This is a genomic window from Psychromonas aquimarina ATCC BAA-1526 (genome assembly GCF_000428725.1).
GTDB lineage: Bacteria > Pseudomonadota > Gammaproteobacteria > Enterobacterales > Psychromonadaceae > Psychromonas > Psychromonas aquimarina.
Genome location: NZ_AUAM01000008.1, coordinates 181,315 through 198,616, shown reverse-complemented (window position 1 = coordinate 198,616; position 17,302 = coordinate 181,315). Strand labels below are relative to the sequence as shown.

General features: G+C 42.9%; 11 protein-coding genes and 1 rRNA gene. 5 read left to right on the top strand and 7 right to left on the bottom strand.

The window, feature by feature from the left end:
* Window positions 1–115, bottom strand: a 16S ribosomal RNA gene (locus G337_RS0102005); the annotation flags it as partial.
* Between the two features lie 515 nt (window positions 116–630).
* On the opposite strand from G337_RS0102005, the gene G337_RS0102000 reads away from it, so the two are divergent.
* A complete protein-coding gene (locus G337_RS0102000) occupies window positions 631–1,179 on the top strand; it encodes a gamma carbonic anhydrase family protein (protein WP_028862390.1) in 549 nt (182 codons plus the stop codon).
* 74 nt (window positions 1,180–1,253) lie between these two features.
* On the opposite strand, the gene argH is transcribed toward G337_RS0102000, so the two are convergent.
* From argH to G337_RS0101970, 6 genes are all read right to left on the bottom strand, one after another.
* Window positions 1,254–3,128: an argininosuccinate lyase gene (argH, locus tag G337_RS0101995; protein WP_028862389.1), complete on the bottom strand. Its 1,875-nt coding sequence runs from the start codon at window positions 3,126–3,128 to the stop codon at window positions 1,254–1,256.
* A gap of 156 nt (window positions 3,129–3,284) precedes the next feature.
* Complete coding sequence (locus G337_RS0101990) at window positions 3,285–4,490, bottom strand: argininosuccinate synthase (protein ID WP_028862388.1); 1,206 nt, start codon at window positions 4,488–4,490, stop codon at window positions 3,285–3,287.
* 4 nt (window positions 4,491–4,494) lie between these two features.
* Window positions 4,495–5,406: an ornithine carbamoyltransferase gene (locus G337_RS0101985; RefSeq protein WP_028862387.1), complete on the bottom strand. Its 912-nt coding sequence runs from the start codon at window positions 5,404–5,406 to the stop codon at window positions 4,495–4,497.
* Window positions 5,407–5,442: 36 nt separating this feature from the next.
* Window positions 5,443–6,243 carry an acetylglutamate kinase gene (argB, locus tag G337_RS0101980; RefSeq protein WP_051302888.1) on the bottom strand — a complete coding sequence of 267 codons (801 nt, stop codon included), beginning with the start codon at window positions 6,241–6,243 and terminating at the stop codon, window positions 5,443–5,445.
* 16 nt (window positions 6,244–6,259) lie between these two features.
* Window positions 6,260–7,273: an N-acetyl-gamma-glutamyl-phosphate reductase gene (gene argC / locus G337_RS0101975; RefSeq protein ID WP_028862385.1), complete on the bottom strand. Its 1,014-nt coding sequence runs from the start codon at window positions 7,271–7,273 to the stop codon at window positions 6,260–6,262.
* 234 nt (window positions 7,274–7,507) lie between these two features.
* Window positions 7,508–8,548, bottom strand: a complete 1,041-nt coding sequence (locus G337_RS0101970) for an HD domain-containing phosphohydrolase (RefSeq protein WP_037026899.1) — start codon at window positions 8,546–8,548, stop codon at window positions 7,508–7,510.
* 464 nt (window positions 8,549–9,012) lie between these two features.
* On the opposite strand from G337_RS0101970, the gene G337_RS0101965 reads away from it, so the two are divergent.
* From G337_RS0101965 to ppc, 4 genes are all read left to right on the top strand, one after another.
* On the top strand, window positions 9,013–10,872 hold the full coding sequence (locus G337_RS0101965; RefSeq protein ID WP_028862383.1) for a methyl-accepting chemotaxis protein: 1,860 nt from the start codon (window positions 9,013–9,015) through the stop codon (window positions 10,870–10,872).
* 363 nt (window positions 10,873–11,235) lie between these two features.
* Window positions 11,236–13,095 (top strand): methyl-accepting chemotaxis protein, encoded by a 1,860-nt coding sequence (locus G337_RS0101955; protein WP_028862382.1) that lies wholly within the window; start codon window positions 11,236–11,238, stop codon window positions 13,093–13,095.
* 138 nt (window positions 13,096–13,233) lie between these two features.
* Window positions 13,234–14,382, top strand: coding sequence for an acetylornithine deacetylase (argE, locus tag G337_RS0101950; protein ID WP_028862381.1), 1,149 nt, complete (start codon window positions 13,234–13,236; stop codon window positions 14,380–14,382).
* 260 nt (window positions 14,383–14,642) lie between these two features.
* Window positions 14,643–17,279 (top strand): phosphoenolpyruvate carboxylase, encoded by a 2,637-nt coding sequence (ppc, locus tag G337_RS0101945; RefSeq protein ID WP_028862380.1) that lies wholly within the window; start codon window positions 14,643–14,645, stop codon window positions 17,277–17,279.
* Window positions 17,280–17,302 lie beyond the last annotated feature (23 nt).

Below are 17,302 nucleotides of genomic sequence, written 5' to 3'. Positions count from 1 at the left end.
CACCCGTCCGCCACTCGTCAGCAAAGTAGCAAGCTACCTTCTGTTACCGTTCGACTTGCATGTGTTAAGCCTGCCGCCAGCGTTCAATCTGAGCCATGATCAAACTCTTCAATTTAAAGTTTAATTTGCACCTAAGTGCGGCTCAATATTACTGACTAAAACTAATCACCGAAGTGATTGGTTATTCTGAATTAATGAATTAATTCGTGTGCCACTAAGTATTGATGTTGCCTTACAAGTAAGGTCTTTGATTTTTTTTGAAATCACATCAACAATAAGTGTCCACACAGATTGTTTGATTAAATTGTTAAAGAGCGTGCCTTTCGGCGAGGTGCGTATATTACGCGCCTTTTGAACAATGTCAACGTCTTACTTTAAGTTTCTTTCGAAGCGTTTAATGCGTTTGTTATGTTCTCAGTCTCAGTTAGTAACTTGCGCTACACCCCGTGTCTGTGGGGTCGCATTATAGGGACTAAGCTATCATTGGCAAGTGTTTATTGCATAAAAACGGGTTATTTTTACAATTAATTTTTATACCTGTTTTGCCAACAAGTTATCCACAACTTTGCTTTTGTTATGCACACATTCTTATCGTATAGTTGCCTCTCTTTCTTACTAATGAGGTTTTTTATGCTTCCTGTATTACGTGCTTATAAAGATACTTTTCCTAAAATTGGAGATTCTGTCTATATCGACCCGTTTGCTTCTATTATTGGTGATGTTGAATTAGCTGATGATGTCAGCATTTGGCCAATGTGTGTTTTACGTGGTGATGTAAACAATATAAAGGTAGGTAAACGTACGAATATCCAGGACGGCAGTGTTTTACATGTAGCTCGCAAAGGGGAAGCAAGTATTAACGGTTATTCTCTGCATATTGGTGAAGATGTTACGGTTGGTCATAAGGCAATGCTGCATGCCTGCCAGATTGGTGATCGGGTTTTAATCGGTATGGGCGCTATTGTATTAGATAATGCACGCATTGATGATGATGTTATTTTAGCAGCCGGAGCCTTAGTCCCCCCTAACAAACATTTACCATCAGGTTACCTTTATGTGGGTTCCCCTGCTAAAGCAGCCAGAAAACTAACTGAAGAGGAGTTTGCATTTCTAAAGCGCTCAGCCTGTCATTATGTAAAACTTAAAAATGAATATATAGAAGAAGCGAAGAGCAAATAACATAGAGAATTACTGACAGAGACAAAAAAGCGGCTTCTCCTATATAGAGAAGCCACCCTTTTTAATACTTACTCTTAGATTGTTTCTTTATGGATTAATGTACTGCTGTTTATATGAAACTCTAAAGCAACTTCATCACAAGCATGCTGACGTATGCACATTGCACAGTCTTTCATTACTTTTTCCGGCATCATAGATTTACTGGTCGGACTGAAGCCCAGTTTCATAAAGAACTCCGGCATACGTGTTAATACAAACACACGCTTAATCGCTAACTTCTCAGCTCGTTTCACCAGAAGTTCCACCAGCGCACTGCCCTGACCGCGACGCTCAAAGCCAGGTTCAACACCTAACGAGCGAATTTCAGCAAGGCCTGTATCGTAAATATATAATGAACCACAACCAGTAACCTGCCCTTCACATTCTGTAACAGCAAACTCTCCGACAGACTGTGCTAAATCCGATTTATCTCTAGGCAGGTTTTCACCTTTCACGGCCCAATGGTTGACCATTGACTCAACACGCTCTAAATCGGTTAATCGCGCGGTACGAATAATAAGCCCCGACGTATCCCGATCAGCTAAGCGCTGCTCTGCTTCTGAAAGTGCATATTCGACCTGCTCCGGCGAAACACCACCTTGTGCTTTACGCGCGGCTAATGTTGCTTCCAGTGTTAACACCGGATAAACGTCATCTTCAATCACATCAGAGAATTCTTTAAACTGCGCAACACTCAGCTCTTCCAGCGGAACACCCTTTTCAATCGCTACGACTACTGCAATACCGACAATATGGTGAGCTTCACGGAAAGGAATCCCCTTCGCGACTAAGTAATCTGCAAGCTCTGTAGCATTTGAGTAACCGCCCTGCGCTGCTTCTTTAGTACGTTTTTCATTAACTTTAAGATCCGTCAGCGCCATTGAAGCCATCTCTAAACAATCGCCCCAGGTATCCAATGCGTCAAATAACCCTTCTTTGTCTTCCTGCATATCTTTATTGTAAGCAAGCGGCAGTGCTTTCAGTGTCATTAACATTCCCGCCAATGATCCAAATACACGGCCAGATTTGCCACGAATAAGCTCCATCGCATCCGGGTTTTTCTTCTGCGGCATAAGTGAAGAACCAGAAGTTACCAGATCCGACATTTCGATAAAGGCAGATTCACCACTATTATAGAAAATCAGGTCTTCAGCCATACGCGACAGATGCACCATAGAAAGCGTTGCACAACTCATCAATTCAACAACATGATCTCTATCCGATACAGAATCTAAACTGTTACGCGTTGCCCGGGCAAAACCAAGCGAATGCGCTAATGCAGTACGATCCATGGCATATGCAGTACCGGCCAGCGCACCGCTCCCAAGCGGGCAGGTATTTAAACGTTCAAGACAGCCTTCCAGACGGCTATGATCCCGCTCCAGCATTTCTAAATAGGCTAAACACCAGTGGGAAAAAGTCACCGGCTGTGCACGCTGTAAATGCGTATAGCCAGGAAGCACAACTGCCTGGTGAATACGAGCAAGTTCAATTAACTTGGCTTCTAAATTATCCAGGTGAACAATCAGCTCCTGTGCCGTTTTTTTACACCATAGCTTTAAATCAGTCGCTACCTGGTCATTACGGCTGCGGCCCGTATGCAATTTCTTACCTAAATCACCAACGCGCTGAATAAGCTGAGTTTCCACCCAGGAATGAATATCTTCTGCATCAGACTGTAATACCTGCTGCGGATTTGCCTGCACTGAAGCTAATAATTCATTTAATGCAGCTTCTAAAGATTTTTGTTCGTCCTGCGTTAATACATCAACCGTTTGTAATGCTTGAGACCAGGCAATTGAACCAATAATATCCTGCTCTGCAAGACGGTAATCGAACTTTAATGAATCATTGAACTGTTTAAATTTTACGTCTGCCGCCTGACTAAAACGTCCGCCCCATAGTGCCATATTAATGCTCCGTCGCTTGCTTTATTGTCTAGTAGTTAGTTTCTTGTTTTAAACAAGGTCTATTTATATCCACTCTAAAACTAAAGCGCATATAAATAGAAATTCCTGTCTGACGATCAAGCCGGACAGGAATTGAATTATGGCTGTCTGCTTCGTTTACTTACTGTTCAGCGTACGGATACGGCTTGAAAGTGAGTATAAACGAATGAAACCTTCAGCATGTTTCTGGTCATAAACATTGTCATCACCAAATGTTGCAAACTCTTCCGAGTAAAGGCTGTTTGGCGACTGTTTCTTAACTGCAACTGCCTGACCTTTATATAGGCGTACAACAACTTCACCATTTGCATCTTGAGCAAGAGACTCAGAAGCGGCTAATAAAGAACCACAAAGCGGTGTGAACCAGCGGCCGTCATATACTAAGTGAGCAAACTCCTGGCCCACTTGATCACGCCAGCGGCGAGACGGCTTGTCATGCACTAATTCATCAATACCACGCAGAGCAGTTACCATAACAGTACCGCCTGGAGTTTCATAACAGCCGCGAGACTTCATACCAACGGTACGGTTTTCTGTAATATCAACACGGCCGACACCATGTTTAGCCGCTTTTTCATTAAGAAGCATTAATGCATCGTATGGAGAAAGCTCAACACCGTCTACCGCTACAACACGTGCATTTTCAACTTTAAGTGTGACATATTCAGGCTCATTAGGCGCATCAAGCGGATCAACCGTTAATGTCCAGACACCTTTGCTCGGCTCATTATTCGGATCTTCTAACTCACCGCCTTCATGAGATATATGCCATGCATTTGCATCACGGCTGTAAATTTTTGTCGCGCTAGCTGTTGTTTCAATATTACGCTCAGCCAGGTAATCCAGCAGATCTTCACGAGATACCATGTCCCACTCACGCCATGGAGCAATAACCTGCAGCTCCGGGGCAAGTGCGGCAAAACAGCTTTCAAAACGGATCTGGTCATTACCTTTACCAGTACAACCGTGGCAAACTGCATCAGCACCAACTTTAAGTGCAACTTCAACCTGCGCTTTAGCGATAATCGGACGAGCCATTGAAGTACCTAATAAATAAGTGCCTTCATAAACCGCACCGGCAGCAATTGTCGGGTAGATATAATCTTTAACAAACTCTTCTTTAAGATCAACAATGTGACATTCTGAAGCACCAGAAGCAATAGCTTTCTCGTGCAGGCCCACCAGCTCTTCTTCGCCCTGACCAACGTCGGCACAGAAAGCAACAATTTCACAATTATCGTAAGTTTCTTTTAACCATGGAATGATTGCAGAAGTGTCTAAGCCGCCGGAATAAGCGAGTACAACTTTTTTTACTTTAGTCATTTGATTATTTTCCTTTCATCAATGTCAGCATGATAGCATTTTGAATGTGCATTCTATTTTCTGCCTGGTCAAAAATTAACGAAGCAGGACCATCCATCACCTCGGAGGTGATGTCCAAACCACGATGTGCCGGCTGGCAATGTAATACGTGTTTAATACCGGTTAAATCTAATAATTCCTGGTTAATCTGGTACGGCATAAATTTAGCTTTAATCTGTTCAAGCGGAGTATCATCGCCCATTGAAAGCCAGGTATCTCCGTAAACCACATCATAACCTTTAATATCTTCAATATTGTTAGTGACGCTGATACTGCCGCCGTTTTCAGCGGCAATAGCTTCTGCCGTTTTCATTACCTGCGCATCCGGACTATGACCGATAGGACAAACCGCTGTCACGGTAGCACCTAAAATTGCGCCGGCAATAAACAGTGAATGAGTAACGTTATTACCGTCACCAATATAAGCTAATTTCACTTTAGAAACATCATCATACTGCTGTGAGATAGTTAAAAAGTCAGCCATTGCCTGACAGGGATGATAAAGATCACATAAGGAGTTAATAACTGGCACGCTTGAATACTGCTGCATTTCAAGCAGCGTTTTATGGTCATAAACACGCGCAACAATACATTCTGCCCAGCGGGAAATATTGGCGGCAAAATCTTTAACATCTTCACGACTGCCCATGGCACCATTTGCCTGATCCAGATAAACGACATGACCGCCAAGTTTATTTACACCGATATCAAAAGTGACACGTGTACGTAATGACTGCTTTTCGAATAATGTAACAACACTTTTACCCGCTAACTCTTGTGAATATTTAGCCGGATCTGCTTTTAAATCTTTACCCAGTGCAATCAGGTCTAACGCCTGCTGCTGAGTCATTTCCATACCTGTCAGTAAATTTTTCATATTCAACTCTCTACGTAAATAATCTGCTTTTAATAACTACTTAACTACTTTTGTGCCCACTGCATGACCGGCAAGCAGCGACACTAATTTCTCTGTATTTTTCCAGCTTGCCAACATGACATAACCTAATGAATCAGCAGCCTGCAGCGCGGCTTTTACTTTTACAGCCATACCGTCGCGAATGACATTCTGTGCAATCAGTGTATCAGCGAACTGTGTATTTAACTCGGGAATAACCTGTTTCTGAGCATCCCATACACCGTCAACATCAGACAGAAAAACCAGCTCGGCATCCACCAGCTCACAAATAGCGACAGCAGCCTGATCCGCATTAACATTATACAAACGCGCATCTTCTCCAATACCGATAGATGAAATAACCGGTAGAAAACCACCAGCCAGCAGGCCGTTGATTAATGATGGATTATCGGCAGCGCAGACACCTACTGCACCAAGTTCCGGATCCAGCTGAGTAACTCTGCAGCTGAAGCCGTCTGCCAGTGATAAACCGACAGCGGAAAGACCGGCCTGCAGTGCTTTCGCCATTAACAACTTATTTGATGTGCCCGCTAACGCCCCCGCTACATAAGGGATCTGCTCGAAAGGCGTAATGCGCAACCCGTCTTTTTTCTCGCTGACGATGTTCATTTTATTTAAAACATCTTCCACAATAACACCGCCGCCGTGTACTAATAATAACGGGCGCTGCTGTTTTGCCAGATATGCGGTTAATGCCGAAAACAGATTGCTTAATGCCTGCTCATTTTCAAGTACCGCACCGCCAAGCTTGATCAACAGAGGTTTAAGTGAATCGGGTTTTAATATTGTCTGTGTCATTTTCAAAAAGTCCTGCTTATAAAAGTGAAGTACAGATATCGAAACCAAAACGTAAATTAATACACTGCATTGCCTGAGAGGATGCACCTTTTAACAGGTTATCAATGGCACTGAAAGCAACCAGATCCTGACCGTCAACCGCCCAGCCTAAATCACAATAAGGAGTACCAACAACATTTTTAAGCGCCGGATAACTGCCCTCAGCCATTAAACGCACGACAGGTTTATCTGCATAGGCATCTTGATAAGTCTGCTTAACCTGCTCAGCTGTCACGCCTTCTTTTAACTGCACATTAATGCTTGCTAAAATACCACGCTTGAAACTGCCCAGATGCGGGGTGAATACCACAGGCAACCCTAGATGCTGATCAATTTCCGGTTTGTGTCTGTGGGTAAAGACCCCATAAGGCTGCAGACTTACTTCACAGAAGCTGCTTGCCACATTCGCTTTACGCCCCGCTCCGCTTACACCGCTGGTTGCATTAATAGTCGGCTTAGTGTTTTCTTTAATTAATCCCGCCTGCACTAACGGTTTTAATGCTGTTAACGAAGCAGTTGTATAACACCCCGGGACTGCAATTAAATCAGTGCTTTTAACTGCTTCAAAATTCCATTCAGCTAAACCATAAACAGCTTTTTCTAACAGCTCTGGATACTGATGGGTGAAACCATAAAACTGCTCATAAAAACCTGCTGACTGCACTCGGAATGCACCGGAGAGATCAAAAACGACGGTATTTTGCGCAAGAAACAGAGGAGCCAGATCATGGCTCACTTCATGTGCCGTAGCCAGAATAACGATATCAATACCTTTACATACGTCAGCAATACCGTCTTTACCTAAAGGCTGTAACGGCAGATCCACCACGCCTAATAAATTACCGTACAGTGCAGACAGTTTTTTACCTTTATCTAAACTACCCTGCGAAACATATAAGCCCGCCAGTTCAATCTCTGGATGACGTGTTAAAAAATGTGCTAATTCTGCGCCGGTATAACCGCTAGCGCCCACAATAATGGCTTTTAACATAAAAAGTTCCTGTTTCGATTAATAGTCTAAAAAGAATGAATATGCTCTCAATAACAACTGCTGATGAGAGAGATTAATGCTTAAGGCACCACTTTATCTTTGAGTGGGTTTTTATGCAAGATAAGTGAATAATTATTTCAACATTTTTTCCTCTCAGCTGAAAAAGAAAACAATTACGTCGATTTATGACTAAATAATACTCTTACTTACTGCCGAGTTAGTTTAAGGATGCGGTTATTCATCCTGGTACTGCTCTTTTATCTGCAGCATTTTGGGTAAACAAGCCGCAAACAAAGGAACCAGTTGCGGATCAAAATGCTTTCCCGATTCACTTTCAATCAATGCTATGCTTTTTTCGACGGACCAGGCTTTTTTATGGGGCCGATCACTGGTCAGAGCATCAAACACATCAGCAATCGCAACGATGCGTGCGCTTAGAGGAATATCTTCACCGCTTAAGCCGGCCGGATAACCTGTCCCATCCCATTTTTCATGATGATTCTGGATCACCTCTACCGCCATCTGCAGTAAATCAGATTCATGCTCGCCAAGAATCTGTACTCCAAAATCAACATGCTTTTTCATTACTTGCCATTCATGTTGATCTAACCTGCCGGGTTTTAATAAAACTTCATCAGGAATAGCAATCTTGCCAATATCATGCATAGGGGCGGCATTAAAAAGCAGCTCCGACCAGCCGTTATTTCCCGTGCAGCGCTTGGCTAAAAAACGGCAGTACCAGCTGATACGGATAACATGCATGCCCGTCTCATTATCTTTAAATTCAGCAGCTCGCCCCAGGATCTGCAGAATTTCCATACGTGTACGACTCAACGCACTACTTCTTTCTTTTACCAGAGTCATTAAATGTGATTTTTGATCTGCAAGTTTCAGGTGCGCGCTTACACGGGCTAAAATAATCGGCAGACTTAAAGGGGTGGTAATGTAGTCAACGGCACCTAATGAAAATCCCTCTTTCTCATCCTCCACATTTCTTGTCGTGCTGACAAAAATAACCGGAATCTGCGATGTTTCCGGCATGGCTTTAAGCTGTCTGCAGATCCTATAACCATCGATATCAGGCAAACTGGTTTTCAATAAAATCATATCGGGTTTATCTGCTGCAGAAACATTTTTAAGTGCCTGCGAACAATTATGCGCAATATCAACTTTATAATAAGGTTCTAAAATTTCATTTAAAACCTGAATATTTTCAGGGCAGTCATCCACGACTAAAATTCTTTGTTTAGTGATTATATCTTCTAAATCAATCATTCCATTTCATTCCATTCCTGCATTAACTCAAGCAACTCAATCTCGATAATTAAGTCACTCAGCATTAGCGAATGCAGTTTGAATTCCAACACCAGTCAGATGTTATTGAGAAGTTGAGTATGAATCATTCCATATTGATTATCAGCTTTTTTAATTCACCTTGCCTGACGAGCTTTTAGAAATGTGAGCAGATCATATCTGCTCTGCAGAATACGCTTATAAATCCATATGCTAGAGGTTTACCCAGCCCAATTAGGTAATTGAAAAACATAAAGATAAGCAATAATTTATTTCATTATTTAACGGCCGTAAAACAACCGATAAATTGATATCTTTTTGTTAAAGCACTAATGGCAAACCCCTGAATTGCTTCATACACTTAGTGATCAGAGCACCATGTAAATTAATTTCTATTTTTTTACATATTTATAATTTACTTATCTACAACTGCAAGGACCAAACACATGCTTATTAAACACAAGCTGATTCTTAACGTCACAGTATCCATATTAAGCATGCTGGTCATGTTACTGCTGATCAACTACTCTTCATCATCACTGCAGAAAGACATTACCCTGGCGCAGGATATCGGCAAAATAGAATCTAACACCCTGCAGCTGAGACGACATGAAAAAGATTTTTTAGCCCGTAAAGACGGCAAATATTTAGACCGTTTTAACGAGGGAATTGCAGTTTTAAATGAAGGATTAAGCAGCTTAACAGAAAACTTAAATGCACTCGGTATTTCCAATGCAGAAGCCGTAAGGTTACAAAATATCTTAGGTGAATATCAGATTCATTTTACTAATGTGGTTAATACCCAGAAACGTATCGGCTTTGATCCTAAAAGCGGCTTTTACGGGAAATTAAGACAAGCGGTACACAGCGCTGAACAGGCTATCGGCGAAGATGACTTTCAGGCATTAAGTATAATGCTCAAACTAAGACGTAATGAAAAAGATTATATGCTCCGCCTTGATGACAAATACGTCACTAAATTTCAAGGTAACTTTAAAAAATTAAAAACTGTCATTCGCCGCGGTTATTTACCAGATACACAAAAAACAAAAATTAATAACGCACTAACAGTTTACCAGAGTGCATTTTTAGCCCTGGTCAAAGAACAGAAAGTACTAGGTTATAACTCGAATCAGGGCCTGCAGAAAAATATGCGCGAAAGCGTTCACCAGGTTGATGCGGTATTAAATACCTTAGTCAGTAAAATTAACGAAGCGGTTATTGAATATGTTACTTCGATTAATAAACTAACCTATATCATTTTTGCCATTGCATTAATCATATCAACAATAATTGCCTGGTTTCTCGGACGCAGTATTTTAAGTGCAATTACACTTATTAAAGACTCAATGCTGGAAGTGGCTGAAACGAATGATTTAACCATTAGCGTCAACTCAAAAACGAATGATGAATTAGCCGTGATGGCAAACGCCTTTAACCATATGATAGCTAATTTTCAGCACCTTATTATTTCCGTTAATCAGTCGGTCGGCAGTGTCAATCAGGCAACTGGTACACTGGCAGAGAATATTATCCAGGCAAATAATGGTGTTGAATCACAGATGCAGGAAACCGACATGGTTGCCACGGCGGTTACTGAAATGGTTGCAACCATTGAAGAGATTGCCGGCAATACCACAGATACAGCCGGCAAAGCACAACAAACCAACCTTAATGCAGAAAAAGGAAAACACGGTGTTGATGCAACCATAGCGCAGATTGGTGTGTTATCTGACAAATTAATTGAATCAGAATCTGTTGTTAAACAACTCGCTGAAGACAGCGTCACCATAGGGACTGTACTTGATGTTATTCGCGGCATTGCCGAGCAGACCAATTTACTGGCACTCAATGCAGCCATTGAAGCGGCCCGCGCAGGAGAACAGGGACGCGGATTTGCAGTTGTTGCCGATGAAGTCAGAACACTTGCCAGCCGCACCCAGGAATCGACTAAAGAGATTGAAAATATTATTAGTTCACTGCAAAGCAGGACCACCAATATTGTGCAGTTAATGACCGAGTGCCGCAATGAAGGGCAGGAAAGTGCGGTTCAGGCGGGAGAAGCGGGTCAGATGCTGGAAGAGATCAATAACGATGTGGTCAGTATTATGGATATGACCACCGCCATAGCGGCCGCAATTCAAGAACAGAGCGCAGTCGCATCAGAGGTTAACCGCCATGTTGTTTCTATTCGAGATGTTACGGAAGCGGCCGGCGCCTCTGCTTTAGAAAACGGACAAATGAGTGAGGAACTGTCACAGCAGGCAACCGTATTAACAGAAGAAATCAGTACATTCACCATTTAACTCAATTCATTATAGCTATGCCTTAAATGCATCACAGTGATTTAAGGCATTTCTGCCCTTTCGAGTTCCCCCTGTCATTGATAAGACAACGGCATTCACCGCAAATGCATCAGCCGGCGGAAAATTTCCCATAAACTTTATTTGCAGCAAAAACAAACAAAAATCAACTGTTCATTTTTATTATTGCCTCCCCTGCACAAGAATATTCACACAGTTTCTACGCACCGCAAAATAATTGCAATTAATTTTTAAAATCTCGCGCCTATCTCCCTGTTCTCTGCTAATTTATAGCCAGAAAAGTGTCAGACAGCATTTATTGACATAGTTGATCTTAATGTAAATAAAGGACTTAGGTACATTATCATGCTGATAAAACATAAATTAACTGCAAATACCCTCATTTCCATTGTCGGTATGCTGACAATGCTGCTCCTGCTTAGCTTCTCATCATCTTCTTTGAAAAAAGATATTGCACTTGCACAGGATATCGGCGCTATCGAATCAGGTATTCTGCAGCTAAGGCACTATGAAAAAGACTTTATAAGCCAGAAAAAAGTGATAAATGTTGAACAGTTTAACGACGAAGCACAACAATTATCCGGGCAGCTCGACAACGTCGCCCAGACTCTTGAGCAGATGAATATTCCTGCAGTAGAAATTCCGGCATTATCCGCAGCTCTTAACGAATATCGTCAGCACTTTTCTAACCTGGTAGATTCGCAAAAACGTATAGGACTCAACACTCGTGACGGACTATACGGAAAATTAACTGCGGCCGTACGTCAGGTTGAACGCACCATAGGCCGCGATGATTTTGAGGCATTAAGCCAGACGCTGCAGTTACGCCGTTATGAAAAAGATTTTCTGATGGAAAATGACCGCAAACACATTAGAAAATTCGAAAGGCTGTTCAAAAAATTCGCAGCCGGTATTGAGACAAGTGGCTTAAGTCTGAGTCAAAAAACAAGCATTAACTATTCTCTAAAAAACTACCAGAAAGCCTTTCTGGCACTTGCCAAAGAGCAGAAAGTACTAGGTTATGATGCACAAAGCGGTCTGCGTAAAGCACTGTTTGACAGCGCGGCAAAGGTAATTGAAATTCAGGGCACACTGGTCAGCAGTACAGACCAGGCGATTGCAGACTATGTGCAGTCTATCAGCAGAGTGACCTATATCCTTTTTGCCGGCGCTCTAATTTTATCTATTGTTATCGGCTCAATAGTCAGCCGTAATATTATGAAGGGGATTTTATGCATTAAAAATTCAATGGTTGAAATTGCACAAAGTAATGATTTAACCATTGTTGTTCCCGCTAAAAACAGTGATGAACTAGCCGAAATGGCAGAGTCCTTTAACGGTATGATTGCAAACTTCCACAGCCTGATCTTATCAGTAAAGCAGTCAGCAGCTAATGTAAATCAGGCAACCGGTATTCTTGCCTCTAATATACATCAGGCCAATTCAGGTGTTGAATCGCAGATGCAGGAAACGGATATGGTCGCCACTGCCGTCACTGAAATGGTGGCAACCATTGAAGAGATTGCCGGCAATACCACAGATACCGCAGATAAAGCGCAGCAGACCAACCTCAATGCAGAAAAAGGCAAACGCGGCGTTGATGCGACCATTGAGCAGATCCGTTTATTATCGGATAAATTAATTGAATCTGAAGATGTGGTAAACGACCTTGCCAAAGACAGTGAAACAATCGGCACAGTACTTGATGTTATTCGCGGTATCGCAGAGCAGACAAATTTACTGGCATTAAATGCTGCCATTGAAGCGGCTAGAGCCGGCGAACAGGGGCGTGGTTTTGCAGTTGTTGCAGATGAAGTGCGCACTCTGGCAAGTCGAACCCAGTCATCTACCAAGGAGATTGAAAACATTATCAGCTCCCTGCAGACAAGAACTAAAAGCATAGTCAGCTTAATGACTGACTGTCGTAATGAAGGCCGGGAAAGCGCCGAACAAGCAGGCCAGGCGGGACAAATGCTGCAGGAGATTAACCGCGATATTGTAAATATTATGGATATGACCACAACGATCGCCACGGCCATTCAAGAACAGAGCGTGGTTGCCTCAGAGGTTAACCGCCATGTTGTATCAATACGCGATGTAGCAGAAAAATCAGGGGAGTCTGCTCAGCAAAATGAACAGATGAGTGATGAACTTGCACAGCAGGCAAATATGCTCAATAAAGAAGTAAGCAGTTTCACAGTATAAATCACAGTATTTTATCTAAAAAAGCCCTAAGCACAGTTATCAGCAGCTCAGGGCTTTTTCTTATCTGCAGCTACCCTTTCCGGCTATTAAGTGTAATATCATTTTCACCGATATTAATTTGCTTATTAAAGGGATCCCATGTCATTACCTGATTTTATCAACTTATATAAAGATCTGATCGCCATTCCATCAATCAGCTCCACCGATTCATCATGGGATCAAAGCAACTTACAAGTCATCAACCAGCTGGCTTCATGGTTAGAGGAACTTGGTTTCGACTGTGAAATTAAAGAGGTCAGCAGCGCCCCGGGTAAGTACAATTTAGTCGCAGCCTTAGGTCAGGGAGACGGCGGTCTGCTGCTTGCCGGGCATACTGATACCGTGCCCTATGATGAAGGTAAGTGGTTAAGCGATCCGTTTAAAGTAATTGAAAAAGACAACCGCCTGTACGGATTAGGCACCATTGATATGAAAGGTTTTTTTGCTTTTGTTATTGAAGTATTAAAAACACTCGATTTAACTAAGCTCGATAAACCGCTGCGCATATTAGCAACTGCGGATGAAGAAACAACGATGTCAGGGGCACAGGATATTGCCGCACAGAAAACCATCAAACCAGATTATGCGGTGATTGGAGAGCCGACGGGAATGGTGCCGGTAATAATGCACAAAGGTCATATGTCTGAAGCAATTCGTATTACCGGGCGAAGCGGCCACAGTTCAGATCCCGATAAAGGTATTAACGCCATTGAAATAATGCATCTGGTAATTGGAGAATTGAAAAAAGTACAGCAGCAGTTTAAAGACAAGTACTCCAATAAACATTTCGAGGTTCCCTATCCGACACTGAATTTTGGGGCTATCAGCGGCGGTGACAGTCCAAACCGGATCTGCGGCTGCTGCGACCTGCATATTGATATGCGCCCTATTCCAGGTGTCAGTACCAATGAGCTGTTCATTACCCTGAAGGACGCATTGACAGAAATAGAGAAACGTTACCCTAACTGTCTGGAGATATATCATTTACATGAGCCTATTCCTTCATATCAATGTCCAATGCATTCGGACCTGATTGAACAGGCACAAATCTATACGGGTAATCAGGCACAAAGTGCTAATTACTGCACTGAAGCCCCTTTTATACAGCAGCTTGGCTGTGACACCATAGTATTAGGCCCCGGACATATCGCTCAGGCCCATCAGCCTAACGAATACTTAGACCTTTCCTTTGTAAAACCAACCAAAGAAGTGATTGAAAAGTTAATTACACATTACTGCACCATTTAATATTCATCAGCCCCAAGCCTGCAGTTAACGGCTGTTAAAGAGAGCTATAGCCGTTAACTGTTATAAAGCGCAACCGCAGGACACCTAAGCAAAAAATCAATTACTCAGCAGCATGTAATTTAATTACACGGCACACCTTTCAAATCAAATGAAAGCAAAACTTATGTGATAGTACATTGACTACACAATCTTTTGTGGTAGGTTAATTAACTAGTTTCATTTTTAAAGTGTAATTTTATTACAGAATTCATGGGGTTTATATGACAGAACAATATGCAAATTTGCGTAGTAACGTTGGTTTATTAGGTCAATTACTAGGTAAGAGTATTGGTGAACATTTAGGCGAAGATTTTCTGGATAAAATAGAATCTATCCGCCAGCTTTCTAAATCTTCTCGTGCCGGTAATCAGGATGACGGCAAGACACTCGTTGAAGTATTAGCTAATCTTTCCGATGATGAACTGCTGCCGGTGGCACGTGCGTTTACACATTTCTTAAACTTAGCCAATATCGCCGAACAGTTTCATGGTATTTCCCGTCATTGCGACAGCGGTGTCTGTGCACCGGATCCAATGAAGGAGCTTATTGAAAAGCTAAAAAGTGCAGAGCTTTCCCAAGAAAAAATGCAGCTGGCGGTTAATGACTTAAAAATGGATATGGTACTGACCGCACATCCAACGGAGATTACGCGGCGCACACTTATCCATAAACACACAGCGATCAATGACTGTTTAAGTCTGCTGGAAATTAGCGAAATATCTGAAAAAGAGCGTGCTCAGCTGCTGAACCGCCTTGAACAGTTAATTACTCAGGCCTGGCATACCAATGATATCCGCAAAAATCGCCCAAGTCCGGTAGATGAAGCCAAATGGGGATTTGGTGTTATCGAAAGCAGCCTGTGGGAAGCCGTTCCTCAATATGTTCGTGAGCTTGATAACAGGCTGCAGGATGACTTAGGTTTATCATTACCGCTTGACGCATCACCAATTAAATTTACTTCGTGGATGGGTGGTGACCGTGACGGTAACCCGTTTGTTACCGCAAAAGTAACACAAGAAGTATTATTAACCAGCCGCTGGGTAGCTGTAGATTTATATCTACGGGATATTAAACAGCTGACTGAAGAATTATCAATGGATATCTGCGCTCCCGCTTTACGCGCAGTAGTTGGCGAAAATACAGATGAACCGTACCGGGCTGTTTTACGGAAATTACGTGAAGAATTAAAAGAAACACGCACTTCACTAAGCGCGACCCTGCGAGGCCAGGACAGCAATGCACAAGATATCATCACCCGTACAGAGCAGCTGAAAAAGCCTCTAGAGCTATGTTATCAGTCACTTAAAACTATGGGGATGCATTCTATTGCAAATGGCCTGATTCTAGATATCCTGCGCCGCCTGGCATGTTTTGGTATCAACCTGGTAAAACTTGATATTCGTCAAGACGGTGAACGCCACGGTGATGCTCTGTCTGAATTAACACGTTATCTGGGCCTTGGCGATTACAACGCCTGGAGTGAAGCTGATAAACAGGCATTCTTACTGCAGGAGTTAAACAGTAAACGCCCGCTTATTCCAGTGTCCTGGGAGCCGTCTGCAGAGGTTCAGGAAGTATTAGATACTTGTAAAGTGGTCGCACAAACCGATCCGCAGGCATTGGGTATTTATATTATTTCAATGGCGCGCCAGGCGTCTGATGTTTTATCTGTGCAACTTCTATTAAAAGAAACCGGCTGCCCTTTCCGCATCCCTGTTGCCCCGTTATTTGAAACTTTAGATGATTTAAATAATGCGGCCGAAGTAATGCAGCGCCTGTTTGCTGTTGACTGGTACCGAGGATATATCGGCGGCGAACAGCATGTCATGATCGGCTATTCTGACTCTGCAAAAGATGCCGGTGTAATGGCGGCTAACTGGGCACAATATACAGCTCAGGAAGCACTGGTTAAAATCAGTGAAGAAAATGATATTCAGCTGGTGTTGTTCCATGGGCGAGGCGGCACAATCGGCCGCGGCGGTGCTCCTGCACACCAGGCATTATTATCCCAGCCTCCAGGGTCGCTTAAAGGCGGACTGCGTGTTACTGAGCAGGGTGAGATGATCCGCTTTAAATTCGGTCTGCCTAAAGTTGCCGTACAAAGCTTAAACCTCTATACAGCCGCTATTTTAGAAGCCAACCTTCTTCCGCCGCCGGCGCCTAAACAGGAATGGCGTGACTTAATGGAACAGTTTGCCGAGCAGTCTTGTCAGGAGTACCGTCATTTCATTCAGGAAGAGCCGGAATTTGTACCTTATTTCCGCAGCGTAACACCAGAGCTGGAATTAGGTAAACTGGCACTAGGCAGCCGCCCTGCAAAACGTAAACCTAACGGCGGCGTTGAAAGTTTGCGTGCAATCCCGTGGATCTTTGCCTGGAGCCAGAACCGCTTGATGCTGCCGGCATGGTTAGGTGCAGGAACTTCACTGAAAACATTATTAGATGAAGGTAAAAAAGAGCTACTGCAGGAGATGTACTGTAACTGGCCTTTCTTCCATACGCGTTTAGAGATGTTTGAAATGGTATTTTTGAAAGCAGATGAAGAGCTGACTAAATTTTATGAAGAGCGTCTTGTACCTGAAGAGTTATGGCCGTTAGGTGAGCGTTTACGTGAAAACTTAGTTCTGACACGTGACACAGTGTTAGAAACCATACCAGATCATAAGCTGATGCAGGAGCAGCCTTGGATTAAAGAATCTATTTCGCTGCGTAACCCTTACGTTGATCCGCTTAATATGCTGCAGGCAGAGCTTCTTTGCCGCTCCCGCAAAAACGGCGAGGAGATTTGTCCGGTTATTGACCAGGCATTAATGGTGACCATTGCAGGTATTGCTGCCGGATTACGTAATACCGGTTAACAAGAGCTTAATCACAAGCGACT